Origin of the sequence: Bradyrhizobium sp. B025, from assembly GCF_042257955.1 — a bacterium.
Classification (GTDB): domain Bacteria; phylum Pseudomonadota; class Alphaproteobacteria; order Rhizobiales; family Xanthobacteraceae; genus Bradyrhizobium; species Bradyrhizobium diazoefficiens.
The window spans coordinates 627508-651951 of the sequence record NZ_CP170150.1; the positions used below are offsets into that span (position 1 = coordinate 627508).

Below are 24444 nucleotides of genomic sequence, written 5' to 3' on the forward strand. Positions count from 1 at the left end.
GATGACCGCCATGATCGACGTCACTGATGCCAAGAAGACTTTTACGATGCACCTGCAGGGCGGCATCGAGCTGCCTGTCGTCAGCGGCGTGACCTTCCACGTCGACCCCGGCGAATGCGTCGTGCTGTCGGGCCCGTCGGGCGCCGGCAAGTCGTCGATCCTGAAGATGATCTTCGGCAACTACCGCTGCGATTCCGGCCGCATCGGCATCCGCCATCGCGGCGCGCTGATTGATCTGGCCACCGCCGAGCCGCGGCAGGTGCTCAACGTCCGCCGCGCGACCATCGGCTATGTCAGCCAGTTCCTGCGCGCGGTGCCACGGGTCGCCACGATCGACGTCGTCGCCGAGCCGCTGATCGTGAACGGCATGGCCCGAACCGAGGCGCAGCAGAGGGCGGGTGCCCTGCTGCACCGCCTCAACATCCCTGAGCGGCTCTGGCAGCTTCCGCCCGCGACCTTCTCCGGCGGCGAACAGCAGCGCGTCAACATCGCGCGCGGCTTCATCTCCGACCTGCCGATCCTGTTGCTGGACGAGCCGACCGCCTCGCTCGATGCCGCCAACCGCGCCGTCGTGGTCGAGCTGATCGCCGAGAAAAAGCGCCAGGGCGTCGCCATGGTCGCCATTGTCCATGACGACGAAATCCGCCATCTGATTGCCGACCGTATTGTTGACGTTACCAGCTTTGCCGCCGCCGCCTGAAGGAAATTGAAATGAACGCCAAGCCGAAGGACACCGTGATCGCCAACGCCAGGATCGTGCTGGCTGACCGGGTGATCGAGCAGGGCTGGCTGGCTCTCGCAAATGGGCGCGTCGCCGAGATCGGCGAGGGCAGGGCACCCGCGGGTGCGGAGGATGCCGGCGGCGACCTCATCATGCCCGGCCTGATCGAGCTCCACACCGATCATCTCGAGGCGCATTACGTGCCGCGCCCAAAAGTGTTCTGGAATCCGGTCGCCGCCGTCGTCTCCTACGACGGCCAGCTCGCGACCTCGGGCATCACGACCGTGTTCGACTCGCTCCGGGTCTGGCGCGAGGACAGCGCCGAGGAAGTCGACGGCCGCGCCGGCGTGCTCGCCGCCGCGATCACGACCGCGCGCGACGCTGATTTGTTGCGCGCCGACCACTTCCTGCATCTGCGCTGCGAAATCCCGATGCCGAGTGTGGTCGAGGAGGCCAAGGAGCTGATCGACCGTCCCGACGTGAAGCTGATGTCGCTGATGGACCATACGCCCGGCCAGCGCCAGTTCCGCGACGAGGGCAAGCTGCGCGACTATTACCGCGGCAAGAACGGCGGCAAGACCGATGCCCAGCTCGACGAGCTGTTCGCAAAGCGCTTCGAGTATCAGAAGGCTTATGCGGCGACCAACATGCGCGAGATCGTGGCGCTGGCGCATCAATACAACATTCCGCTGGCGAGCCATGACGACACCACCGAGGAGAATGTCGCGGACGCCGTGCGCGATCGCGTCTCGGTGGCGGAATTCCCGACCACCCTCGAGGCCGCGCGCGGCCTGCATCAGGCCGGCATCGACATCCTGATGGGCGCGCCCAACGTCGTGCGCGGCGGCTCGCACTCCGGCAATATCGCCGCGGTCGATCTTGCCCGCGAGGGCCTGCTCGACATTCTCTCGTCGGACTACATTCCATCGAGCCTTCTGATGGCCGCGCTGCAATTGCCTGAACATGTGCCCGCGATCAGCCTTCCGGCGGCGGTTCGAACCGTAACGAAAGCGCCGGCCGAGGCGGTTGGTCTCTTCGACCGCGGTGAGATTGCGGTCGGCAAGCGCGCCGACCTGATCCGGGTGCACATCGCGGGCAGCGTTCCCGTCGTCCGCAGCGTCTGGCGCGAAGGAGGCCGGGTCGCATGAGCGAGACCGCGACCATGGCGCAAGGCGAGGCGGGTGCGATCGGCCCTGGCCGGCTCGTGCTCGTGGTCGGTCCCAGCGGCGCCGGCAAGGACACCTTGCTGCAGCTGGCGCAGGCGGCCTGCATCGACGATCACGACGTCGTCTTTCCGCGTCGCGTCGTGACGCGTGAGTCCTCCGCGGCCGAGGACAACATTGCCATGAGCCCGGATGAATTCCGGCGCGGGATCGATCACGGCGATTTCGCCGTGCATTGGGACGCGCATGGGCATTCCTACGCGCTACCGCTCGAAATCAACGACGACATCCGCGCCGGCCGCGCCGTCGTCGTCAACGTCTCGCGCACCGTGATTGCCGCGCTGCGTCAGGCCTATGCCAATGTCGTCGTGGTCGCCATCACGGCGCCGCCGGACGTGCTGGCGCAGCGGCTTGCCGCCCGCGCCCGGCACAGCGACGGCAATATCGCGGAACGGCTGTCCCGCAGCGTCGAGGACGCATCGGCGCAGGCCGATGTCACCATCCTCAACGCCGGCAGCGCGGATTATCACAGCCGCCAGCTCGTGCGCGTGATCAGGAACGAAGGCTGGCGCGAGTAACCGCCGGCGCAAAGGAGAGTGGAAGAATGTCGGTGATCGAAACGGTCGAACAGCTAGAGGCCATCTACGGCGCCACCAACGATGCCTCGACCGTGAAAGTCGCCGACCATGTCACGCCGCTCTATCGCGTCTTCATCGAGAAGGCGCCGTTCGCGGCGCTCGCCACCATCGGGCCCGAGGGCATCGACTGCTCGCCGCGCGGCGATCTGCCCGGCTTCGTTCGCATTCACGACCCCAAGACGCTGATGCTGCCGGATCGTCGCGGCAACAACCGGGTCGATTCCCTGCGCAACATCGTGCGCGACCCGCGCGTGTCCCTGATGTTCCTGGTCCCCGGCTCCGGCAATGCGGTCCGCGCCAATGGCCGCGCGCATCTGTCGATCGATCCCGAGTTGCTGGGGTCCTTCAAGGTCGAAGGCAAGGCGCCGCGCAGCGTCATGGTGATGAATGTGGACGAGATCTACTTCCAGTGCGCCCGCGCCATCGTCCGCTCCGATCTCTGGAACCCCGACAAGCGCATCGACCCGAAGACGCTGCCGACGCCCGGCCAGATCCTCGCCGAGATGAGCCAGAACAAGGTCGGCGGCGAGGAGTACGATCGCGGCTGGGCGGCGCGTGCCGCAGCGACGATGTGGTAGCGTCCGCGCTCTCGTCTCCCTCGCCCCGCTCTTGCGGGGAGAGGGCGGGGTGAGGGGCCTCTCTCCGCACGTGAGATCGCTGTGGGGACCTGTACCCCCTCACCCGGATCGCGCCGGACGATGCTTCGCATCGCCGGGGGCGATCCGACCTCTCCCCGCAAGCGGGGAGAGGTGAAGAGGGCGCCAGTGCTGAACTCATCGCGAGATGAATCTGCCTGCGGGCGCTTGCGGCGGGAGAAGCGGCCGAACGTGTCGCTCGTAAATATGGATAGCCATTTCATTGACCAATCGCGCCGATCGCTCGATATTTACAGCATCGAAACTGCTCCTCGAGCCGAAGCCGCAACATGAGAACCGATCACCAGCGTAATCCGGACGACATGCACCCGTGCATGACGCGGCGCTGTTTCTCGGCGGCGACCGGCGCCTGTTGTTGTTGCTGACCGCCACCCTCTCAGCACTCACATCGCAAATCTTAAGCCAGGAACGCCGAGAAATCCGGCGAGCGAGCAGTCATGTCCCAAGCCCAGTTCGAAGCCCAGTCCAACGCCTACATCATCGAAATCCACGACCGCGCCGCCGGCATCATCACAAGAGACGCGCGCCGCTTCCGCTTCTTTTCCTCCGAGCGCCTGTTCGACAGCCTCGAAGGCCGCCAGTTCCGCTCGGCGCGCGAAGCCGAGCGGGCCGCGCGCGCGGTGTTCTCCGGGCGGAGCCGGCGCGCGAATTCGCAACTCTTCGCCAACTGATCCCACCGAAAGGACCGCAATATGATTACTCGACGACACATTCTCGCAACGACGCTCCTGCTCGCGACAGCCCTGGCTGCACCCGTGCACGCGGAGGACAAGCCGGCGGAAATCCGCATCGGCACCCAGAAGGGCGGCTTCTTCCCGGCGGTGCGCCAGCGCCAGACGCTCGAAAACGCCTTCAAGCCGCTCGGCATCGAGATCAAGTGGATCGACTTCCAGTTCGGTCCACCGCTGCTGGAGGCAATCAATGTCGGCAGCGTCGATTTCGGTTATGTCGGCGACTCCCCGCCGATCTTCGCGCAGGCCGGCGGCGCGAAGATCCGCTACGTCGCCGCGGTGAAATCGGACGGCAACACCCAGGCGATCGTCGTGCCGAAGGACTCGCCGATTCACGCACTGGCCGATCTCAGGGGCAAGCGCGTCGCCTTCGGCAAGGGATCGAGCGCGCATAATCTGCTAGTCGCGGCGCTCGAGAAGGCCGGCCTGTCCTGGTCCGACATCACGCCTGCGCCGCTCGCGCCGGCCGATGCGACGGCGGCCTTCGTGAAGGGCTCGGTCGACGCCTGGTCGATCTGGGATCCCTATCTCGCGCTCGCCGAGCTGAAGGAGAATGCGCGCGTTATCGCCTTCGACAAGGACGTGCACAAGCCGAACGCCTTCTACATCGCCGGCGCCGATTTCGTGGAGAAGTATCCCTCGCTCGTTGCGAAGCTCAACACGGCCTTCGCGTCCGAAGGCGTATGGGCGGATTCGCACCACGAAGACGTGGCGAAGGCGCAGGCCGAGGCGACCGGCGTCGACATCGAAGCGATCCGCCGCTTCGTCGCCCGCTCCAATTATCGCGTGGTGCCGATCGATGCCGAGGTGGTCAAGAGCCAGCAGGCGGTTGCCGACCGCTTCGCAAAGCTCGGCCTGATCCCGAAGCCGGTCAATGTCTCCGACATCGTCTGGAAGTGGACGCCGGGGTCTTGAGCCGGGCTCAGCCTTTCAGCGCGGCCAGCAACTCATCCGGGCGCTCGGCCATGATCATGTGGCCGGCGCCCGGTACCACGACGGTCTTCGCATGCGGGATCGCGGCCGCGAGCGCCTTGCCCGCCTTCGCCGGAGTCATCATGTCGCGCTCGCCGAGGATGAGCGTCGCAGGCACCTTGACGCTCGCGGCAGCGGCGAGCGCATTCGCGTAAGCATTGCAGGCCGACAGATCCCTGAACAGCACGCCCGGCTCGCAAGCCTTCAGCACCGCCTGCGCGCCGCCATGCATCCACAGGCCCGGCGCGAGGCTGCCGCCGAGCTCGGCGTTGAAGCCGAGGCCCCAGATCGACACCATGTCGTTTGCATCCTGCGAGTTGGCTTCGGCCGCCTTCAAGAGATCCGGGCCGACCGTCATGGTCGCGGCGGTGCCGATCAGGCTCAGCGCGGAAATCTTGTCGGGATGCCGCGCGGCGGTCTCCAGCGAGATCAGCGATCCCATGGAGTGCCCGATCAGATGCGCCTTCGCAGCTCCTGCCGCATCGAGCAGCGCCGCCGTCCAGTCGGCCATCTCGGCGATGCTCGAGAGCGAGGGGCCGGCCGAGCGGCCGTGACCGGGAAGGTCCGGTGCCAGCACGGAAAACCCGTGATGGGCGAACCAGCGCGTATGCAGGGCCCAGGTCGAATGGTCGAAGCCGGCGCCGTGGATGAAGACCACCGCGGGCAGGGACCTGTCGAATTCGCGGCCGCCGGTCGCGACAAATACCTCGGCCCCGTTGACGGAAAGCTTCATGGTGTCAGACCTTTTGCGAGATGCGCAGTGCTTGATTGAGGTCGTCGATGATGTCGGAGGCGGTCTCGATGCCGACCGACAGCCGCACCAGCTCCTCGCCGATGCCGGCGGCCTTGAGCTGCTCGGCGTCCACCTGCTGATGCGTGGTCGAGGCCGGGTGAATCACCAGCGTCTTGGCGTCGCCGACATTGGCGAGATGGCTGATCATGCGCAATGACTCGATGAACTTGCGGCCGGCGGGGCGGCCGCCCTTGATGCCGAAGGAGACGATCGAGCCGGCGCCGCGCGGCAGCAGCTGCTTTGCAAGCTGGTAGTCCGTGTGGTCTTCAAGCGAGGGATGCAGGACCCAGTCCACCGCCTTATTGGACTTCAGCGCCTCCAGCACCAGATGCGTGTTCTGCATATGCCGGTCCATGCGGACGCCCAGCGTCTCCACGCCCTGCAGGAGCTGGAACGCGTTGGTCGGCGAGAGGCAGGCGCCGAAATCGCGCAGGCCCTCGGTGCGCGCGCGCATGATGAACGCCGCGGTGCCGAACTGCTCGTCGAAGACGATGCCGTGATAGCCGCCATAGGGCTCGGTCAGCACGCCGAACTTGCCGGAGCCGCGCCAGTCAAAGCGGCCACCGTCGATGATAGCGCCGCCGATCGCGATGCCGTGGCCGCCGATCCATTTGGTCGCCGAGTGCATCACGATGTCGGCCCCTAGCTCGATGGGCCGGCTGAGATAGGGCGTCGCAAAGGTGTTGTCGATCAGCAGCGGAATTTTTGCCTCATGCGCGATCTGCGCGACCTTCGGGATGTCGAGCACCTCGAGCCCGGGATTGCCGATGGTCTCGCCGATCACGAGCTTGGTGTTCGGCTTGATGGCGCTGCGGAACGCATCGAGATCGCGCGGCTTCACAAATGTCGTGGTGATGCCGAAGCGCGGCAGCGTATGCGCCAAAAGGTTGATGGTGCCGCCATAGAGCGAGCTCGACGCCACGATGTGGTCGCCGGCGTTGAGCAGCGTCGCGATGGCCAGATGCAGCGCGGCCATGCCGCTCGCCGTGCAGATCGCGCCGACGCCGCCTTCGAGCGCGGCGAGCCGCTCCTCCAGCACGCCGGTGGTCGGATTGGAGATGCGCGTGTAGATGTGGCCGGCCCGCTCCAGGTTGAACAGCGCGGCGGCGTGATCGGAATCCTGGAACACGTAGGACGTGGTCTGGTAGATCGGCACCGCGCGGGCGCCGGTCGCGGGATCCGGATGCTGGCCCGCATGCAGGCTCAGGGTCTCGAAGGCAGGCGGTTTTGGCGCGGGCATGCGTGGCCTCGTTGCTCGGTCGGCGATGGCGGCCCTTGTGCCACAAAACCGCGTGCCAAGTCAGCCCATTGACAGCGCCGTGGGATGGCGCACAGCGGTGACATGATTGAGGCGAGCTCTGTCCGCATCGCCGGTGGGCTCCTCGCCCCGTTCTTACGGGGAGAGGGTTGGGGTGAGGGGCTCCATCCGAGATCACGGTGACAGTCGGACTCGCGGACAGTCCCCCTCACCCGGATTGCATCTTCGATGCAATCCGGCCTCTCCCCGCAAGCGGGGAGAGGCGAACGGCGCCGCCTTCAGTTAGCCGACATTGCCCCGGATCGCCTGCTCGATGATCCGCGCCTCCCGCAGCAGGATCTCCACGACCTCCTGCTCGCGGCGCGGGCCGAGCCGCGTCCGAACGGCGGAGACGGTCATCGCCGCGGCGGGCTGTCCGTCCGGCGTCTTGATCCAGGTCGAGATCGACTTCGTGCCCTGCACCAGGCCGATCTCTCGCATGTTGTAGCCGCGCTTCCGTGCGGCGGTGACCTGGCTCATCACGGCTGCGACGTCGGTCTGGTAGGCCTCGAACCGCTTCTCGTTGGCTGCGACGATTTTTCGCGCGTCCTGCGCCGGCATCGCGGCGAGGATGGCGACGCCGGCGCTGGAGACGCCGAGCGGCCGGCGCGCGCCGACCTCGATCGACAGCACCTGGATCGGATAGACGCCGATCCTGCGATCGACGCACAGCGTGTCGTTGCCGGTCCGCACCGTCAGGAACAGCGTGTCGCCGATCTCGGCGGAGGCGCGCCGCAGCGACGGATTTGCCGCGACCAGCAGCCGCGACGGCCGCGCCCGTGCCAGCGCCAGTTCCGGCACCTGGTTGCCGATCGCGTAGCGGCCGGTGCGATCGTGCCGCTCGACGATGCCTTCCTCGATCAGCACGTGGACGATGCGATGCACGGTCGGACGGGTGAGGCCGGTCGCCCGCACGACCTCGGCCAGCGGCACGCCGTCCTCGCGGCCTGCGGCAAGAATGCGCAGCACCGCGAGCGCGCGCCGGATCGCCTGCGCGCCCTGTCGCGGTTCCAGCGCGCTATGGGCGACTTTCGGAGAAGGTCTCTTGTCCATAATATGGACAAGAACGCCACAATTCACTCGACAGGTAAAGCGCGCATCTGGAGATTGCGCGGCGATCGAGCGCCGTGCGCAACGTCAAGGCGTTCGAAGTGAATTGGAAGCGCCGCCGGGAGGTTAACATGAGATTAATCGCGATTGCCATAGCCGCTGTCACGGCGATGCTGGCGGGGCCCGCATCGGCCCAGCAATGGCCGGCGCGCAGCGTCAAGCTGATCGTGCCCTATCCGGCCGGCGGCAATGTCGACAGCGCCGCGCGCATCGTCGCCGACAAGCTCCAGGAAAAGCTCGGTCAGCCCTTCATCATCGAGAACAAGGCCGGCGCCGGCGGCATGATCGCGGGCGAGGCTTTCGCGAAATCGGCGCCCGACGGCTATACGCTGTTCGTCGGCGCCAACGGCCCGGTGCTGTTCGCGACCGAGATCAACAAGCGCGATGCCTATAACTGGAAGAAGGATTTCCTGCCGATCTCGACCATCTCGATGACGCCGCTGGTGCTCGAGGTGCATCCCTCCGTCCAGGCCAACAATTTCAAGGAATTCATCGACCTCGCCAAGCGCGAGCCCGGTAAGCTGACGATGGCCTCGCCCGGCCCCGGCACCACCAATCATCTGCTCAGCGAATTGATGCAGTCGAATCTCGACCTGCAATGGGTCACCGCGCATTACCGCGGCAACGCGCCGGCCATCAACGATCTGCTCGGCGGCCAGGTGCAGTTCGCGTTCGACCAGCTCACGGTCAGCCTCCAGCACATCAAGGCCGGCCTGTTCCGCGCGCTCGCGGTCACCAGCCCGCACCGGCTGAAGTCGCTGCCTGACGTCCCGACCTTCACCGAGCTCGGCTACAAGGATTTCGACGGCCAGACTTTCACCGGCCTGTTCGCGCCCGCGGGCACGCCGGCGCCTGTCGTCGACAAGCTGCACGAGACGCTGGTTGCGATCCTGAAAGACCCGGGCGTGGTGGACAAGTTCGAAAAGCTGGGCGGGGAAGCCGTCGCGATGACGCCGGACGAGTTCAGGGCCTATCTCGAGCGCGAGGACGCCAAGTGGATTCCGGTCGTGCGCAAGGCCAACATCAAGGCGGACTGAGTGATGCGGATCGATCCCACCGAGCTCGGCGCGGAGCGCATCTACCGGCTGATGACCGGCATCGTGGTGCCGCGCCCCATCGCCTGGGTGACGAGCCTGTCGCGCTCCGGGGTGCTCAACCTCGCGCCCTTCAGCGCCTTCACCTTCGTCTCGCAGAAGCCGCCGATGCTCGCCATCAGCGTCGGCCGCAAGGGCGCGGACTACAAGGACACCGCGCACAACATCCTCGACACCGAGGAATACGTCATCCACATCGCCGATACCCCGCTGATGTCTGCGGTGCACGACAGCTCGATCGAGCACCCGCCTGAAGTCAGCGAGGTCGCGGAGCTTGGCTTGGAGACGCTTAGCTGCGAGCGCATCAAGGTGCCGCGGCTCGCGGCCGCACCTGTCGCGATGGAGTGCCGCTTCCGGCAGTGCCTCGAATTCGGCGACGCCCGCAGCCGGCTGATCGTCGGCGAGGTCGTGATGTTCCACATTCGCGACGGCCTCGTGGAAAACGGCAAGGTCGAAACCCGGGCGCTCGACCCGATCGCGCGCATCGGCGGGCCGCGCTACGCCCGCCTCGGCGAGATCGTGACGCTGAACACCGTCTTTCAAACTCCCAAATCGACCGACTGAGCGCGCGGCCCATCGCGCCGGCCCCCAACGACCATTGGAGAAAACCACAATGCGACTCCTGAGCTATCTCTTGGACGGCGAGGCGCGCTACGGCGCGGCCGTCGCGGGCGGCGTGGTCGATCTGACCCGGCGGATCGGCCGCGACTTCTCCGACGTGAAGGCGCTGATCGCGGCCAATGCGCTGGCGGACGCGCAGGAAGTGATCGCCGATCAGCAACCGGACTACGCGCTCAATGATCTCGTTCTGCTGCCGCCGGTGCTGGCGCCCGAAAAGCTCTGGTGCATCGGCGTCAACTACGCCGAGCGCAACGCTGAATACAAGGACAATTCGGATCTGCCAAAGTATCCCAGCCTGTTCGTGCGCAGCATGTCGTCGATGACAGGCTCCGGCCAGCCGCTGGAGAAGCCCAAAGTCTCGGATCAACTCGACTATGAAGGCGAGCTCGTGATTGTGATCGGGCGGGGCGGCCGCCACATCCCGCGCGAGAAGGCGTGGTCGCACATCTTCGGCATGACGCTGTGCAACGAAGGCACGATCCGCGACTGGCTGCGCCACGGCAAGTTCAACGTCACGCAAGGCAAGAATTTCGACCGCTCCGGCAGCATCGGCCCGTGGATCGTCACGGCGGACGAGCTCGACCCGCGCGGACCTCATGACATCACCACGCGCGTCAACGGCGAGGTGCGTCAGCAGGACACCACCGAGCGGCTGATGTTCCCGTTCGACTTCCTGATCTCCTATCTCTCGACCTTCGCCACCCTAAGCCCGGCGACATGATCGTGACGGGTACGCCGACCGGGGCGGGCGCGCGCTTCGATCCGCCGCGCTGGCTGAAAGTCGGCGACGTCGTCGAGGTCGAGTCGAGCCGCATCGGCGTGCTGCGCAACACCGTGGCTGCGGAGCAATAGACCATGCTGGATGCCGCCGCGATCGAACGTCTTGCCGCGCGCCTGGACGAGGCCGAGCGCACCAAGGCGCTGATCCCGATGTTCTCGAAAGAGTATCCCGGCCTCACGATCGAGGACGCCTACGCCATCCAGCGCGCGTGGACGAAACTCCAGCTCGGGCGAGGGCGCGTCATCAAGGGCCACAAGATCGGCCTGACCTCGAAGGCGATGCAGAACGCGGTCGGCATCTCCGAGCCCGACTACGGCGTGCTGTTCGCCGACATGTTCTATGCCGACGCCACGCCCATCCCGTTCGACCGCTTCCACGCGCCACGAATCGAGGTCGAGCTCGCCTTCGTGCTGAAGGCGCCGCTGCGCGGGCCCGACTGCACCATCTTCGACGTGCTCAACGCCACCGACTACGTGACGCCGGCGCTGGAGATCCTGGAGACGCGCATGCACCGCGTCGATCCTGAAACGGGCAAGACGCGAAAGGTCATGGACACGATCTCGGACAACGCGGCGAACGCCGCGCTGGTGCTCGGCGGCCGGCCGTTCCGCCCGATGGATGCGGATCTGCGCTGGATCGGCGCGCTGCTGTTCCGCAACGGCGAGGTCGAGGAGACCGGGCTTGCCGCCGGCGTGCTCAACCATCCCGCCAACGGCATCGCCTGGCTCGCCAACCGGCTCGCGCCGCATGACGAATATCTTAGGGCCGGCGAGGTGGTGCTGGCGGGATCGTTCACGCGTCCGGTGGACATCCGCCGCGGCGACACCTTCCACGCCGACTATGGCGCGTTCGGCTCGGTGTCGTGCCAGTTCGTCTGAACCAACACACAAGAGGGAGCGCACCATGACACGGCGCAAGAGCATCCACATCGGCGGCTTCAAGCACGCCAATCCGATTCCGAACGCCTGCCGCATCGGCAATCTCGTGATGTCGGGCGTCATCCTTGGCCGCGATGCGGCCGGCGCGATGCCCGAGAGTCTCGACGCGCAATGCGCCAACATGTTCGCGCACATGAAGGCGACGGTGGAGGCCGCCGGCGGCACCACCGACGACATCATCAAGATGACGGTGTGGCTGAAGGATCGCTCGCAGCGCGGCCCCGTCAATGTCGAGTGGCTCAAGATGTTTCCGGACGAGCATTCGCGCCCGGCGCGCCACGCGCTGCCGATGGACAATATGGACGGCGGCGCGCTGGTGCAGTGCGACTTCACCGCCGTGATCGACTGAAGGAGATTTGCGCATGCCGACTTATCTGCCGTTCGACCCCAACCCGCGCCGCCCGGTCAAGGCGCCGCCACTGAGGACCATCGACAGCCAGTTCCACGTGCTGGGGCCCATCGAGAAATATCCGGAGCGCCCCGGCGCGGCCTATCGAATGCCGACCGCGACCTGGGAAGCGGCGCTGCGTATGCACAAGGCGCTCGGCATCGAGCGCGGCATCATCGTGCAGACCACGACCTATGGCGCAGATCATGCCGTCGTGCTCGACGCCCTCGCGGCGATGGGTCCGAACTACCGCGGCTGTGCCAACGCGCTGGTGTTCGCCGAGGCGAACGATTCCTATCTCGCAAAGCTGCATGACGCCGGCGTCCGCGGCGCGCGCTTCAGCTTCCGCCAGGAGCTCGGCGCCGTGTTGTCGGATGCCGATTTCGCCCGCGCCATCGCCCGCATCCGCGAGCTCGGCTGGTATGTCAAGATCCAGCCGGAGAAGGACGGCATCGTCTCCAGCGTCGCGAAGTACGAGAATCTCGACGTTCCCGTGCTGATCGACCACATGGCGCGCCCCGATCCGCAAGCCGGCAAGGACGATCCGAACCTGCGCAAGATGCTGGAGCTGCTCAAGAAGGGCAATTTCTGGGTGATGCTGTCGCTTGGCGAAAAGACCTCGAAGGCCGGCCCGCCCTACGACGACGTGATCCCGATCGCGCGCGCCTATATCGAGGCAGCAAGCGACCGCTGCGTCTGGGCCAGCGACTGGCCGCATCCGGTCTCCGTCAAGCAGCCGCCCAACGATGCCGACCTGCTCGAGCTGATGTACCGCTACGCGGCGGACCAGGCGGAGCTGGAAAAGATCCTGGTGCACAATCCGGCAAAGCTGTTCGGCTTTGCCGACTGATCGACTCCGGTCGCGATCGGGCCTGGCACCTCAGGGCGAGATGATCCGGTCGCGCATGGCGATCATCACGGCCTGCGTGCGGGTGGCTGCGCCGAGCTTCTTGCAGCAGCTCTTGATGTGCGCCTTCACTGTGCGTCCCGTGATGGCCAGGGCGTCGGCGATCTCATCGCTGGATCGTCCGACGGCCGCCAGCGTCAGCACCTCGCGCTCGCGCAAGGACAGTGCGAGCTGCGGAGCCGCGGGCAGGCCGCGCAGCTTCAGCACCCGGTCGAAGGCGTAAAGCGCCATGAGGTGGAGCGCCGGGAGATCGCGCTCCGGCAGATCGATCTCGGCGCCGCCGAACCACACCTGGCCGGTGCGGCCCGCCGGCGAGATGACCGGGATCACCACGCCATCCACCATGCCGAAGTCGCGGGCGCGTCGCACGAGCTCGACGGCGCGCGGCTCCCGTTCCGGATCGTACGGCGCTTCCCTGAACCAGCGGAACGGCTGAAGCGTCGTCCTGCAATAGCGCAGCGCGGGATCGTGCCACACATACTGCGCCTCGGAATACATATCGAGAAAGCCGGCCGGCAACCGTTCGGCGAGAACCGCCTCGCGCGGCGATTCGGTCGACAGCGGGGCGACATAGGAGCTGCAGAAATAGTCGAAGCCGTGCTGGCCGAGCGTGCGGCTCATCGCATCCAGAATGCTCGCGACATCAGGAAGCTGCCGCACTGTCTCGACGAAATCGAATGCTCGACTGCGGACCACGTCCATCGGCAGCCTACGATCAGTCCTTGAGGGATCGGCGCTACGCTACCCTTCCAGGCGCCGAGTGTAGGACGTCAATGCTGTAACTGCAACCTGCGCGAAACTCGCCAGCTTCATGAACGCGATCCGCGAGGCGTGAGGATCGGCCATACCTGGCTCGGCCGTGTGATGCCTTGATCACCGGGCCGGTTGCGCCGCCAGCCGGCCGCGCACCTCGGCCGCGATCTCGAACGAGCGCAGCCGGGCGGCGTGGTCGTAGATCTGGCCGGTGGTCATCAATTCGTCCGCGCCGGTCTCGGCGATCAGCGCCTTCAGCTTCTCTTCGACCACGGTGGGCGAGCCGACCGCGGAGCAGGACAGCGACTGGCCGACCATGGCCTTCTCCGCCGGCGACCACAGCGCGTCCATGTCGTCGACCGGCGGCGGCAGCGGGCCGGGCGTGCCGCGGCGCAGATTGATGAACTGCTGCTGCAGCGAGGAGAACATGCGCTGCGCCTCGGCGTCGCTCTCTGCCGCGAACACGTTGACGCCGACCATCGCATAGGGCTTGTCGAGCTGCGCCGAGGGCTCGAAGCGCGCGCGATACTCACGCAGCGCCGGCATCATCATCTGCGGCGCGAAATGCGAGGCGAAGGCGAAGGGCAGGCCGAGCATGGCCGCAAGCTGCGCGCCGAACGTGCTCGATCCCAGGATCCAGAGCGGCACCTTGGTCCCCATGCCGGGCACGGCGCGGATCGTCTGGTTCGGCTGCACATCGCCAAGCAGCGCCTGCAATTCCAGCACGTCATGCGGAAAGTTCTCGGAGCTGGTGGCGAGGTCGCGCCGCAGCGCCCGCGCCGTGAACTGGTCGGTGCCCGGCGCGCGCCCGAGCCCGAGATCGATCCGCCCCGGATAGAGCGACTCCAGCGTGCCGAACTGCTCGGCGATGACCAGTGGCGAATGGTTTGGCAGCATGACGCCGCCGGAGCCGACGCGGATCGTCTTCGTGCCGCCCGCGACATGCCCGATCACCACGGACGTTGCCGCGCTCGCAATCCCCGTCATGTTGTGATGCTCGGCCAGCCAGAACCGCTTGTAGCCCCAGGCCTCGGCGTGCTGGGCAAGATCAAGCGAATTGCGAAAAGCCTGCGCGGCGTCGCCACCCTGGCGGATGGGAGCGAGGTCGAGCACGGAGAAGGGGATCATGCGTGGGGGTCCGGGTGGAGGGCGATATGCGCCGGGGCTCCATATGTAGTACCTGCCAGCCCGAATGTTAGCGTTGCAGTGTCGATCGGACACCGGCGCAACGATGCCATTCGGAATTGTCGCGGGTGACCGGCGAACTGCCAGATAGCGTTTTTGACCCAGCGGACTCCCAGCGCAGGTTTGACTTACGTCAACATTCAAAACCTGGCTTCATTTTCACTTCCGACATTGGTTGCTTCGATTTCCTTCCTGGAGAGGTACGATGGCCGATCCGACCAAGCTCTCGGTTGAGAAAGCGCTCGAAAAGATACGTCAGCGCGACGAGCCGAAATCAGAGAATTCACGCCTTGATGAAAAAACCGACGCTCTCAATGAAGAGATAAAACGTATGAGAGCACAAAGGCTCCGCCTTGAACGACAAAAGGGCAAGCGTGGCTGAATAGCGCGTAGGATGGGTAGAGCACTTGCGAAACCCCATCATGTTTCGTCGTCGAACAAAGCCTCGATGAGTTTCGCTTCGCTCAACCCATCCCACGAGGCTGTCTGAGCGGCCTGCACCTCCGTTCACAACACTGTTATTGCGACCTATGGCGCCCTTTGTCGCAACTGGGCGTTTTGCGCCTGTTGTTGTACCCTTGCCAGAGCCACTACCCGGACGCCCGGAGGAATTGACATGACCATTGTCGTACTCAGCCGCCGCAACCTCCTCGTCGCCGGCGGCTCCGTTCTCGCAACCGGGGTTTTGACAGCCGGAACTTCCGGGCTCCTGTTGCCCGCCCGCGCGGACGGACTCGCGCCGACCGAGACGATGTCAGGCGGGGCGAACAACTACCGCAAGGGCGCGGCGATCGTGGATCGCATCGGCAAGGGCGGCTTCTGGATGAGCGGCACCGTCCGCCGCGCCGGCGACGGCGCTCCGCTTGCCGGGCAGCGCATCCAGATCTGGGCGCACACGGTCGAAGGACAGGAACACGAGCCGCAGAGCCATGGCGCCACGCTCACCGACAAGGACGGCAAATTCCGGCTCGAAATGCCGCAGATCATTCCGATCTTCGGCCAACCGCACGGTCACCTCGCCTATGACAGCGGTGAATTCAAGACCGTCTTCCTGCGGCCGGTGATGCGGAGCGCAAAGGAAACCAGCCTCGAGGCGCACTTCGTCCTGCAGCCGGCCTGACCGGGCCAACGAATGACGGGGTGGAGATTGGCCCGGGTGATCCTGATCTGGGGCGCCTTGGCGTTGGCCATTGGCGTGCCGATCGCCGCTGCCGCAGGAAGCGAGCAGCTCGCATGGCGCGGTCCGGTCTACATCCTCGCCGGGTTTGCGGGAATTGTCGCATTGGGTCTCGTGCTCGTTCAGCCCCTGCTGATCGGCGGATACCTGCCGGGATTCGCGGCCTATCGTGGACGGCGTGCCCATCACTGGATCGGCGGCGCGCTTGCTCTGGCGATCGTGATCCATGTCGCCGGCCTCTGGATCACCAGCCCGCCCGACATGATCGACGCCCTGACCTTCTCGTCGCCGACGCCGTTCTCCCCCTTCGGCGTGATCGCCATGTGGGCCATCTTCATTGTTGCGCTGCTGGCTCTGCTGCGCCGGCGATTGGGACTGCGGCCGCGAACGTGGCGTTTCGTTCATATGCCTCTCGCGATCGTCATCGTCGCAGGCAGCGCGGTCCATTGTCTGCTGATCGAGGGAACAATGGAGACGATCTCGAAGGCGGCACTTTGCGCGCTCGTCCTCGCGGCAACCGTAAAAGCAATGGTTGACCTGCAGGTGTGGCGAAAGCGTAGGGCGCTCCGCGGCAGTGAGCCGAAGCGGTTTAATGCGTAGGATGGGTAGAGCGAAGCGAAACCCATCATGCTTCGACACCGAACAAGCCCTCGATGGGTTTCGCTTCGCTCTACCCATCCTACGAAACTTTGCTGGTCGTTTGAACACGCTGAGCGCCGTCACCGCCGATATCTGCTCTGCTTGCCGGAGATAGCGACGGGGCGTATCCTCGCCCGATGGCTGTGAATGCCCCCGAGATGAAAGCGTTCCTGCTCGCGACGCCGTTCTTCGGTGGTCTCTCGGACCCAAGCTTCGACCTCCTGATGTCGATGCTGGTCGAGCGCCGCTTCGAAGCCGGCGCGACCGTCGTGTCGGAAGGCGAGCCGGGACGCTCGATGTTCATCGTCAAGTCCGGCCGGCTGGCGGTGAGCAAACGGGCGACTTCGGGAAGCGTCGTCCCGATTTCCGTTCTGCAGCGAGGGGATTTCTTCGGTGAGATGACGCTGATCGAAATGCAAAACCGCTCCGCCACGGTGGTCGCGGAGAGCCCGACGGTGCTGTACGAGCTGACGGCCCAAAAACTCTACGCCTGCTACAAGGCCGATATCCACGCCTACGTGATCGTCCTGCAGAACATCAACCGCGAGCTTTGCCGCCGGCTGCGCCGTGCGGATGATCGCTTTGCCGGGCATCAGGTGGGTGAAGACAGCTGATCATGCGTAGGATGGGTAGAGCACTTGCGAAACCCATCATGTTTCGACATCGAAGCGGTCTCGATGGGTTTCGCTTCGCTCTACCCATCCTACGAGCTAAGAGTTGGATTGTTGGGACCTTGCGCAAATGGATTCAATTCCGTCATTTCACACGTATCACTCGCTGTACCTTGCTGTCCGCCGCGTTCACGTCACCGACGCCCAAATTTGGAGTAGCGCTCACTGCACCCGGGTGATGACAGCTATAATGGGTGCTAGAGAGTTTTCCTGGCGCGTCGTCGGAATAACAGAGGCCGCCCTAAGAATATTGCATGAGAATGGATACAATCGGAGAAGCGGAGACAAGATTACACGCGCCCACCTCAAAGGGCGATCCGAAACCGTGAAGGAATTACTGTCGCAGCCGGAGTTATCTGAAGCCGAGTTCTTCAAGTTTTGGACAGATCACGATCCGGTGGTTCTGTGCGGCCCGGGAGAAAATAGAAAAACGGTTGGCCCGTATATCCCTATCCAGAATGACCGCGCTGAGTTGTTCAGCTCTAACACTGTTTCCTGGCGACACAGACAGCCAGAACGCGATCTGCTAGCCGACTTGTACAAGTCTCGATTTGGAATCGCGAACCCGTCAGATGAATTGACGCCAGTGCAATGACACGGGACATAGGATGAGTAGAGCGCTTTTGAAGCCTATTGTGCTTCATCACCGAACACGGGCTTGATGGGTTTCGCTTCGCTCTACCCATCCTACGAGCTGCGAGCTAATCGGCCTTTCTTGGCAAACGAGAGACATCTACATCCGCTTCTTTGAGGCGCTTGGTTGCTGCCGACACAACCTCGGCATCAAACCGATCGGTATGTCGCAAAACAATGGCTTCTCCTGTGAGCTCCGGCATGTCTCGCTCGATTAGCATGGCAAAGCCATCCGTGCTTTTGCTGCCCATGGCCCAATCCCGAAGCGTCTCGATCTCGCCGACCCGCGCCACCTTCTGCCGCGTGCGCGCAAGCCGCGTCGTCTTTCCTCTCTCTTCGCTCAGAATGTGTTCGAAGGCATGGATCGTCCGCCAAAAATCATGCTCTACCGTACCCGGCGCCTCTTTCGGCAGAATTTCAATCAAACGTCGAAATGCGGCGTCCTCAATATCTTTCTGCTTTTCCTTTCGGGCATTCGCGATCCAAGTGCGCAGTTTATCGATGTCTTCGCTAACAGCGATTAGAGCGAGTATCCTTGAGTGGTTCGGCATCTGAAATCCCTTCAAATGAATACAAACAAGCGAATGTTAGCCGCTATTTGAGCCAACCAACAAGCAGGTCCGTAGGATGGGTAGATCACTTGCGAAACCCATCATGCTTCGTCATCAAGGCGGGCCTTGCTGGATTTAGCACTACGCCATCCATCGCGTTTAGTTGCAAGAAGTCACTGGGTGATGTTGGCCATTGAAGGGGCCGACGAAGACCTTCTGTCCCTTTTTACATTGCGCGCGGCATTCGTCGGCTGCCGCGGTACACTTCTTCACGTTCTTGTCGCCGTCTGCAGGCGGACCGCTGGAAATGCAGGTGTTCCTCCATTGACTGCAACTATCTGCAGAGGCTGGTGCTCCCGCGAGAAGGGTTGCGAGAATGGTGCCCGCCCAAATTGCAAAACAAAGTCTCATTTTTCCTCCCAGCTTATCAGTCAGGGATCGTCGGTAGCGGACGATGCCCGGTCAATCCGCCCTGGCCTGGTGGCAGCCGGCGTTGTGGAAAACGGCGCGACGTGTCTACTCGCTGCCACGCCCGTTCGATCCGTCGGGCAAAACACCCATCCCCCGCCAAACCGCGTCAAGCCCGTAGGATGGGTAGAGCACTTGCGAAATCCATCTGCTTTACCGCCGATCAAAGCTCCGATGGGTTTCGCTTCGCTCTACCAAGGCTGGTGCGGCTAGAGCAACGCCATTGAGTGCAGCGAGTTTCTATGAAAGCCGAAGGCAACCAAGCCGGACAGAAGCAGCACAGTCCCAGTCACGATCAGGCAACACGCAAACACTATCGAAGCCTCGGGTTCGTTATGAATGACAAAGACGATAATAGATAAAACTTTACCGACAATCGAAAGGAACAATTAACCTTACTGGCGCGGACCAACAGGTAAGAACCTCGGCATCAGGTCTGCGGAGTGTCGTCGGGCTTGTGTCTCCGTGCTCGCCAATTTGCCCGTCGGGCAAAACACCTGCCTCCCGCAAAAATCCGTCAACCCTCCTTTGCAAAAATATTCCACTTTACCGAAATTCGGAATTGCGGCATTGTCTCGCCATCCCGGTCCTCGGAGAGGGGCGATCGTACGTCGTAACGAACGTGGATCGGGGTGCGGTGGACGCGGCTGCGTCGGGCACGCGAATGCGAGACCAGGGCGAGATGAACCTCGTGAGGTCCTGCTGCGTGCAGACGGACGGCGCCAACGCCCTCGCGATGCTCTTTGGGCGGAGCAGGGTGAAGCTGCGTACGGCAAAAACGCGTGGTCCTGACCGTCGTTGCTACGGTCAAACCTTGCGGAGATGAATCGGGGCTCGACCGGGTCTCGGGCATCGCCAATTCGCAAGGTGACGGAGGCCAGAAGGAACTCGGCTCCGGGGAGAGCGCGCATACGCCGTCAACCCATCGCGCAGGGAAGGCCGGGTGTTTCCCGGCCCACCTGTTGTCCCGCCTGCGCATTTGCGTGTGCAAATTCTTCGCGCAGCGGATCGTGGGTGCCAGCCGGCACCCGGCCTTCCCTGCGCCCTCTTCACCTAAAGAGGGTCAAGGAGAGAGCAAAACTCGGGCACTGCATGCCGCGAGAATGCCGATCTGTGCGTGATTTGACCCAGAATGGTGCTGCCAGACAGGATTGAACTGTCGACCTCTCCATTACCAATGGAGTGCTCTACCACTGAGCTACGGCAGCATGTGCTGGGATCTAGAATCGGCCGCCACGAGGGGCCTACCAAGCGGGCCGATATCTGCCACAAGCCCCCCTCCTGTGCAAGCTTGCAAGCCCTGCCAAGACGAGAAAATCGGGCCGATATCGGGGCCAAAATGCCCGTTTTGGCTCGAAACGACCGCCTTTCCGTCGATTCGGGCTCCGATTTCCCCACCCAACTGGCCAGTTGGCCGAGCTGCCGGATTCGCCTCATTTTGGAATTTCGCACGATCGGATCGCGCGGGCCTCTTGAGCTGCCACGTTCATTGGGCATGTTATCGCCGATCGCTGCAATGGACCGGTGATGGCCGACGAGAACGACAAGAGCACGAGGCAAGATTCGAGGCAGGGCCGGGCATCCCGGGACGACCGGCTGAAGTCGGCGCTGCGCGAAAACCTGAAGCGGCGGAAGCTACAGGCGCGCGAACGCGCCGCAAGCGCCGAGCCCTCGCAGAACGAAGATGGGTCCCTAGATGAGGGGACCGCCGGCAAGACCGGCGGTTAAAATCCGGCGGCTGGAAATTTTGGAGTTGAGCGACGTGGCAATGGGGCAAGACGGACAGCAACGAAACGACCGTGACGCGCTGATGTCGCGGTTCACGCGCCCCGAGCAGACCTTTCCGGCGCTGACATCGGCCGAGATCGAGCGCATCAGGCATTTCGGCGAGCTCCGCACCTATTCGGATGGCGAGCTGCTGTTCGAGACCGGCAAGCCGGGGCCCGGCATGTTCGTCATCCTGAAGGGCCACGTCGCCATCACCCAGCGCGACGGGCTCGGTCATGTCAGCCCGGTGATCGACCAGGGACCCGGCCAGTTCCTGGCCGAGCTCGGCCAGCTCTCGGGGAGGCCGGCGCTGGTCGACGGACGCGCCGAGGGCGATGTCGAGGTGGTCCTGATCCCGCCGGACCGGCTGCGCGCCCTGCTGGTCGCCGAAGCCGAGCTCGGCGAGCGCATCATGCGCGCGCTGATCCTGCGCCGGGTCAGCCTGATCCAGGGCGGCGTCGGTGGCCCGGTGCTGATCGGGCCGTCGAACTCCGCCGGCGTGGTGCGCTTGCAGGGCTTCCTCACCCGCAACGGCCAGCCGCATCATCTGCTCGATGCCGACAGCGAGCACGACGCGGCCGAGGTGATCGCGCGTTATTCGCCGAAGCCGGAGGATTGGCCGCTGGTCGTCACCGCCGACGGCAGCGTGCTGCGCAATCCCAGCGAGATCGAGCTCGGGCGCGCCATCGGCATGATCGGCGGGGCGAAGGATGATCGGATCTACGACGTCGCGATCGTCGGCTGCGGGCCGGCAGGGCTAGCGACCGCGGTCTACGCGGCCTCTGAAGGCCTCTCGGTCGCGGTCGTCGACACCCGCGCCTTCGGCGGCCAGGCCGGCGCCAGCGCGCGCATCGAGAACTATCTCGGCTTTCCGACCGGCATCTCGGGGCAGGCCCTGGCCGGCCGCGCCTTCACCCAGGCGCAGAAGTTCGGCGCCGAGATCATGATCCCGATGTCGGTGAAGTCGCTGGACTGTTCGCGCAGTGGCGGCACCTTCGCCCTCGCGCTGGATTGCGGCGACACATTGCGCTCGCGCGCGGTGGTGGTCGCGAGCGGCGCGCGCTATCGCCGGCCGGAGATCGCAAAGCTCGACACGTTCGAGGGCCGCGGCGTCTGGTACTGGGCCTCTCCGGTCGAGGCGAAGCTGTGCGCCGGCGAGGAGGTCGCCCTGGTCGGCGCCGGCAATTCGGCGGGCCAGGCCGCCGTGTTCCTGTCGGGTCACGCCAAGAAGGTGCTGATGATCATCCGCGGCGGCGGTCTGGGCGCCAGCATGTCGCGCTATCTCATCGAGCGCATCGAAGCGACGCCGAACATCGAATTGATGTTCAACACCGAGATCACGGCGCTCGAGGGCGACGAGGCCTCGCTGCTGCGGCGCATCCGCTGGAAGAGCCGGCTGTCGAGCGACGAGGATTCTGCCGACATCCGCAATCTCTTTCTGTTCGTCGGCGCCGATCCCGCCACCGGCTGGCTCGACGGCTGCGGCGTGACGCTCGATCGCGGCGGCTTCGTCGTGACGGGCGCGCAGTCCGAGCAGAACCAGGGCCGGCTCGTGGCGCCGCTGGAGACCTCCGTGCCCGGCGTCTACGCCGTCGGCGACGTCCGCTCCGGCTCGGTCAAGCGCGTCGGCGGCGCCATCGGCGAGGGCGCGCAAGTCGTCGCATCGCTGCACGGCTATCTCGGCGACGCCGCAAAACCGGCGCTTTAGTCAAGGAGAAGGCAAGGGAATGGCAAGTCGAATCCGGCTTGCCATCTTGCTGCGTCCCACAGACTATCGCCTGGTCGCGAGGCCAATCGCGCGTGGAAAAACAAGGATTCCCAAGGGAGGACTCAATGGCTGAAATCGTCGTGCTCTACAAAACACCCAAGGATGCTGCGGCCTTCGACAAGTACTACGCCGAGACCCACATTCCGCTCGCCAAGAAGCTTCCCGGCCTGAAGAAATACGCCGTCAGCAAGGGGCCGGTCGCATCTCCCGCAGGTCCTTCCGGAATCCATCTCGTCGCCATTCTCACCTTCGACAGCGTGGCCGACATTCAGGCGGCATTCGCCAGTCCGGAAGGCAAGGCGACAGGCGCCGACGTGCCGAAATTCGCCAGCGGCGGTGCCGACCTCTTGATCTTCGACACCAAGGAAGCGTGAACAATCGATTCAATTTGGTCGAAGCCTGCTGTCGTTTGTGACAGCGATGCAAAAAATTCAGCCATGCGTTTGTCGATTCGCACGATGACGCATGGCTTTGCCCATGCGTGTGACGACAACGCATGTGGCAATCTCATGAGGAGCGTAATACTAATCTCCATCTCAATGCAGAGAGTAGGAGAGATGTCATGGTTCTTGGGTTGAGCTTGCCCGTCTTCACGATGGTCCATGTCATCATAAGCCTGATCGCCATCGTCGCCGGCCTCGTCGTGATGTTCGGCCTGCTCGGCTCGAAGCCGATGCCGGGCCTCACCGCGATCTTCCTGCTGTTCACGATCCTCACCAGCGCGACCGGCTTCCTGTTTCCGTTCAAGGAGCTGCTGCCCTCGCACATCATCGGCATCATCTCGCTCGTGCTGCTCGCGATCGCCTGCATCGCGCTCTACGGCATGAAGCTCGCGGGCGTCTGGCGCCCGGTCTACATCGTCACCGCGATGATCTCGCTGTACTTCAACGTCTTCGTGCTGGTGATCCAGTCGTTCCTGAAAGTGCCGGCGCTCGCCGCGCTCGCGCCCGCCGTGCCGCCGTCGCCGCCGTCCGGCCCGGTGTTCGCCGTGGTGCAGGGCATCGTGCTGGTGTTCTTCGTGGTGCTGACCATCGGCGCCTGGCGCCGCTTCAAGCCGATGGCGTTTGCCTGATCGTCATTCCGGGGCATCGCGCAGCGATGAGCCCGGAATCTCGCGCGACAATTTCCAGATTCCGGGTTCGCGCGGACGCGCGCCCCGGAATGACGTCCCACTGAAAGGAGCCCCACCATGCCCACCATCACCACCAAAGACGGCGTCGAGATCTTTTTCAAGGACTGGGGGGCGGGCCAGCCAATCGTGTTCAGCCATGGCTGGCCGCTGTCGGCCGACGACTGGGACGCGCAGATGATGTTCTTCGTCACGCGCGGCTACCGCGTCATCGCCCATGATCGCCGCGGCCACGGCCGCTCGGCGCAGGTCGCAGACGGCCACGACATGGATCACTATGCCGACGACCTTGCGGCGGTCACCGCGCATCTCGACCTGAAGAATGCCATTCACGTCGGCCATTCCACCGGCGGCGGCGAGGTCGTGCATTACATCGCGCGCCATGGCGAGAGCCGGGTGGCGAAGGCCGCGATCCTCTCCGCGGTGCCGCCGCTGATGGTGCAGACCGCAGCCAATCCCGGCGGCCTGCCGAAGAGCGTGTTCGACGACTTCCAGGTGCAACTCGCCGCCGGCCGCTCGGCGTTCTATCGCGACATCGCCGCCGGCCCGTTCTACGGCTACAACCGTCCCGGCGCCAAACCGTCGGAAGCGGTGATCCAGAACTGGTGGCGCCAGGGCATGATGGGCGGCGCCAAGGCGCATTACGACGGCATCGTCGCGTTCTCGCAGACCGACTTCACCGAGGACCTGAAGAAGATCAACGTGCCCGTGCTGGTGATGCACGGCGACGACGACCAGATCGTGCCTTACGCCGACTCCGCGCCGTTGTCCGCGAAGCTGCTCAAGAAGGGCATCCTGAAGACCTACAAGGGCTTCCCGCACGGCATGCCGACGACGCATGCCGAGACCATCAACGCGGACCTGCTGGCGTTCTTCAAAGAGTAAGTCCGCGC

The 24444-nt window shown here is 64.5% G+C and carries 26 protein-coding genes, 1 tRNA gene and 1 pseudogene; 21 read left to right on the plus strand and 7 right to left on the minus strand.

All coding sequences use genetic code 11. The features are described 5' to 3' along the window. Position 1 precedes the first annotated feature (1 nt). From phnL to ACE10W_RS02945, 6 genes are all read left to right on the plus strand, one after another. On the plus strand, positions 2–700 hold the full coding sequence (gene phnL / locus ACE10W_RS02920) for a phosphonate C-P lyase system protein PhnL (protein WP_304550744.1): 699 nt from the start codon (positions 2–4) through the stop codon (positions 698–700). A gap of 11 nt (positions 701–711) precedes the next feature. After that, positions 712–1869: an alpha-D-ribose 1-methylphosphonate 5-triphosphate diphosphatase gene (locus tag ACE10W_RS02925; protein WP_375762501.1), complete on the plus strand. Its 1158-nt coding sequence runs from the start codon at positions 712–714 to the stop codon at positions 1867–1869. Beyond that, positions 1866–2462: a phosphonate metabolism protein/1,5-bisphosphokinase (PRPP-forming) PhnN gene (gene phnN, locus ACE10W_RS02930; protein ID WP_271556861.1), complete on the plus strand. Its 597-nt coding sequence runs from the start codon at positions 1866–1868 to the stop codon at positions 2460–2462. The genes ACE10W_RS02925 and phnN overlap by 4 nt, the downstream gene beginning before the upstream one ends. A gap of 26 nt (positions 2463–2488) precedes the next feature. Further along, positions 2489–3100 (plus strand): pyridoxamine 5'-phosphate oxidase family protein, encoded by a 612-nt coding sequence (locus ACE10W_RS02935; RefSeq protein ID WP_304550746.1) that lies wholly within the window; start codon positions 2489–2491, stop codon positions 3098–3100. Between the two features lie 515 nt (positions 3101–3615). Continuing rightward, positions 3616–3849: a hypothetical protein gene (locus ACE10W_RS02940; RefSeq protein WP_304550747.1), complete on the plus strand. Its 234-nt coding sequence runs from the start codon at positions 3616–3618 to the stop codon at positions 3847–3849. Between the two features lie 21 nt (positions 3850–3870). Then, positions 3871–4824, plus strand: a complete 954-nt coding sequence (locus tag ACE10W_RS02945; RefSeq protein ID WP_304550748.1) for an aliphatic sulfonate ABC transporter substrate-binding protein — start codon at positions 3871–3873, stop codon at positions 4822–4824. Positions 4825–4831: 7 nt separating this feature from the next. Here ACE10W_RS02945 and ACE10W_RS02950 read toward each other — a convergent pair whose 3' ends face one another. The 3 genes from ACE10W_RS02950 to ACE10W_RS02960 form a co-directional block, all read right to left on the minus strand. After that, positions 4832–5614, minus strand: a complete 783-nt coding sequence (locus ACE10W_RS02950) for an alpha/beta fold hydrolase (protein WP_161533118.1) — start codon at positions 5612–5614, stop codon at positions 4832–4834. Positions 5615–5618: 4 nt separating this feature from the next. Next, a complete protein-coding gene (locus ACE10W_RS02955) occupies positions 5619–6914 on the minus strand; it encodes an O-acetylhomoserine aminocarboxypropyltransferase (RefSeq protein WP_370205471.1) in 1296 nt (431 codons plus the stop codon). A gap of 300 nt (positions 6915–7214) precedes the next feature. Beyond that, positions 7215–8024, minus strand: a complete 810-nt coding sequence (locus tag ACE10W_RS02960; protein ID WP_304550750.1) for an IclR family transcriptional regulator — start codon at positions 8022–8024, stop codon at positions 7215–7217. 128 nt (positions 8025–8152) lie between these two features. Here ACE10W_RS02960 and ACE10W_RS02965 point away from each other — a divergent pair, with 128 nt between their 5' ends. The 6 genes and pseudogenes from ACE10W_RS02965 (at position 8153) to ACE10W_RS02990 (ending at position 12753) form a co-directional block, all read left to right on the plus strand. Further along, the gene (locus ACE10W_RS02965; protein ID WP_038965312.1) at positions 8153–9118 is read left to right on the plus strand and encodes a tripartite tricarboxylate transporter substrate binding protein; all 966 of its coding nucleotides are present in this window, start codon (positions 8153–8155) and stop codon (positions 9116–9118) included. 3 nt (positions 9119–9121) lie between these two features. Continuing rightward, positions 9122–9739, plus strand: coding sequence for a flavin reductase family protein (locus ACE10W_RS02970; protein WP_028173662.1), 618 nt, complete (start codon positions 9122–9124; stop codon positions 9737–9739). 49 nt (positions 9740–9788) lie between these two features. After that, positions 9789–10648 (plus strand): annotated as a pseudogene (locus ACE10W_RS02975) (fumarylacetoacetate hydrolase family protein). A 3-nt stretch (positions 10649–10651) separates the two neighbouring features. Then, complete coding sequence (hpaH, locus tag ACE10W_RS02980; RefSeq protein WP_304550751.1) at positions 10652–11455, plus strand: 2-oxo-hept-4-ene-1,7-dioate hydratase; 804 nt, start codon at positions 10652–10654, stop codon at positions 11453–11455. Positions 11456–11480: 25 nt separating this feature from the next. Continuing rightward, complete coding sequence (locus tag ACE10W_RS02985) at positions 11481–11864, plus strand: RidA family protein (protein WP_092186500.1); 384 nt, start codon at positions 11481–11483, stop codon at positions 11862–11864. A gap of 13 nt (positions 11865–11877) precedes the next feature. Further along, the gene (locus tag ACE10W_RS02990) at positions 11878–12753 is read left to right on the plus strand and encodes an amidohydrolase (RefSeq protein WP_161533122.1); all 876 of its coding nucleotides are present in this window, start codon (positions 11878–11880) and stop codon (positions 12751–12753) included. A 30-nt stretch (positions 12754–12783) separates the two neighbouring features. On the opposite strand, the gene ACE10W_RS02995 is transcribed toward ACE10W_RS02990, so the two are convergent. Next, on the minus strand, positions 12784–13512 hold the full coding sequence (locus tag ACE10W_RS02995; RefSeq protein ID WP_011084061.1) for a LuxR family transcriptional regulator: 729 nt from the start codon (positions 13510–13512) through the stop codon (positions 12784–12786). A 171-nt stretch (positions 13513–13683) separates the two neighbouring features. Continuing rightward, entirely contained in the window at positions 13684–14691 is a 1008-nt protein-coding gene (locus ACE10W_RS03000) for an LLM class flavin-dependent oxidoreductase (protein WP_304550752.1), read from the minus strand. 262 nt (positions 14692–14953) lie between these two features. Between ACE10W_RS03000 and ACE10W_RS03005 the strand changes: the two genes are divergently transcribed. The 4 genes from ACE10W_RS03005 to ACE10W_RS03020 all read left to right on the plus strand — a co-directional run bounded on the left by ACE10W_RS03005 (position 14954) and on the right by ACE10W_RS03020 (position 17178). Beyond that, positions 14954–15130: a hypothetical protein gene (locus tag ACE10W_RS03005; RefSeq protein WP_271556839.1), complete on the plus strand. Its 177-nt coding sequence runs from the start codon at positions 14954–14956 to the stop codon at positions 15128–15130. 234 nt (positions 15131–15364) lie between these two features. After that, the gene (locus ACE10W_RS03010) at positions 15365–15868 is read left to right on the plus strand and encodes a Twin-arginine translocation pathway signal (RefSeq protein ID WP_304550753.1); all 504 of its coding nucleotides are present in this window, start codon (positions 15365–15367) and stop codon (positions 15866–15868) included. A gap of 12 nt (positions 15869–15880) precedes the next feature. Then, positions 15881–16525 (plus strand): ferric reductase-like transmembrane domain-containing protein, encoded by a 645-nt coding sequence (locus ACE10W_RS03015; RefSeq protein WP_304550754.1) that lies wholly within the window; start codon positions 15881–15883, stop codon positions 16523–16525. Between the two features lie 176 nt (positions 16526–16701). After that, positions 16702–17178: a cyclic nucleotide-binding domain-containing protein gene (locus tag ACE10W_RS03020; RefSeq protein ID WP_304550755.1), complete on the plus strand. Its 477-nt coding sequence runs from the start codon at positions 16702–16704 to the stop codon at positions 17176–17178. Between the two features lie 758 nt (positions 17179–17936). Here ACE10W_RS03020 and ACE10W_RS03025 read toward each other — a convergent pair. Both ACE10W_RS03025 and ACE10W_RS03030 read right to left on the minus strand, forming a co-directional pair. Further along, complete coding sequence (locus tag ACE10W_RS03025; protein WP_304550756.1) at positions 17937–18419, minus strand: hypothetical protein; 483 nt, start codon at positions 18417–18419, stop codon at positions 17937–17939. Between the two features lie 1601 nt (positions 18420–20020). Further along, positions 20021–20095 (minus strand) — tRNA-Thr (locus tag ACE10W_RS03030). A 319-nt stretch (positions 20096–20414) separates the two neighbouring features. On the opposite strand from ACE10W_RS03030, the gene ACE10W_RS03035 reads away from it, so the two are divergent. The 5 genes from ACE10W_RS03035 (at position 20415) to ACE10W_RS03055 (ending at position 24436) form a co-directional block, all read left to right on the plus strand. After that, entirely contained in the window at positions 20415–20615 is a 201-nt protein-coding gene (locus ACE10W_RS03035) for a hypothetical protein (protein ID WP_304550757.1), read from the plus strand. 40 nt (positions 20616–20655) lie between these two features. Further along, on the plus strand, positions 20656–22362 hold the full coding sequence (locus ACE10W_RS03040; RefSeq protein WP_304553951.1) for an FAD-dependent oxidoreductase: 1707 nt from the start codon (positions 20656–20658) through the stop codon (positions 22360–22362). A gap of 125 nt (positions 22363–22487) precedes the next feature. Continuing rightward, entirely contained in the window at positions 22488–22796 is a 309-nt protein-coding gene (locus tag ACE10W_RS03045) for an EthD family reductase (protein WP_028173644.1), read from the plus strand. Positions 22797–22984: 188 nt separating this feature from the next. After that, complete coding sequence (locus ACE10W_RS03050; protein WP_304550758.1) at positions 22985–23494, plus strand: hypothetical protein; 510 nt, start codon at positions 22985–22987, stop codon at positions 23492–23494. Positions 23495–23611: 117 nt separating this feature from the next. Continuing rightward, the gene (locus ACE10W_RS03055; RefSeq protein ID WP_304550759.1) at positions 23612–24436 is read left to right on the plus strand and encodes an alpha/beta fold hydrolase; all 825 of its coding nucleotides are present in this window, start codon (positions 23612–23614) and stop codon (positions 24434–24436) included. Positions 24437–24444: the final 8 nt, after the last annotated feature.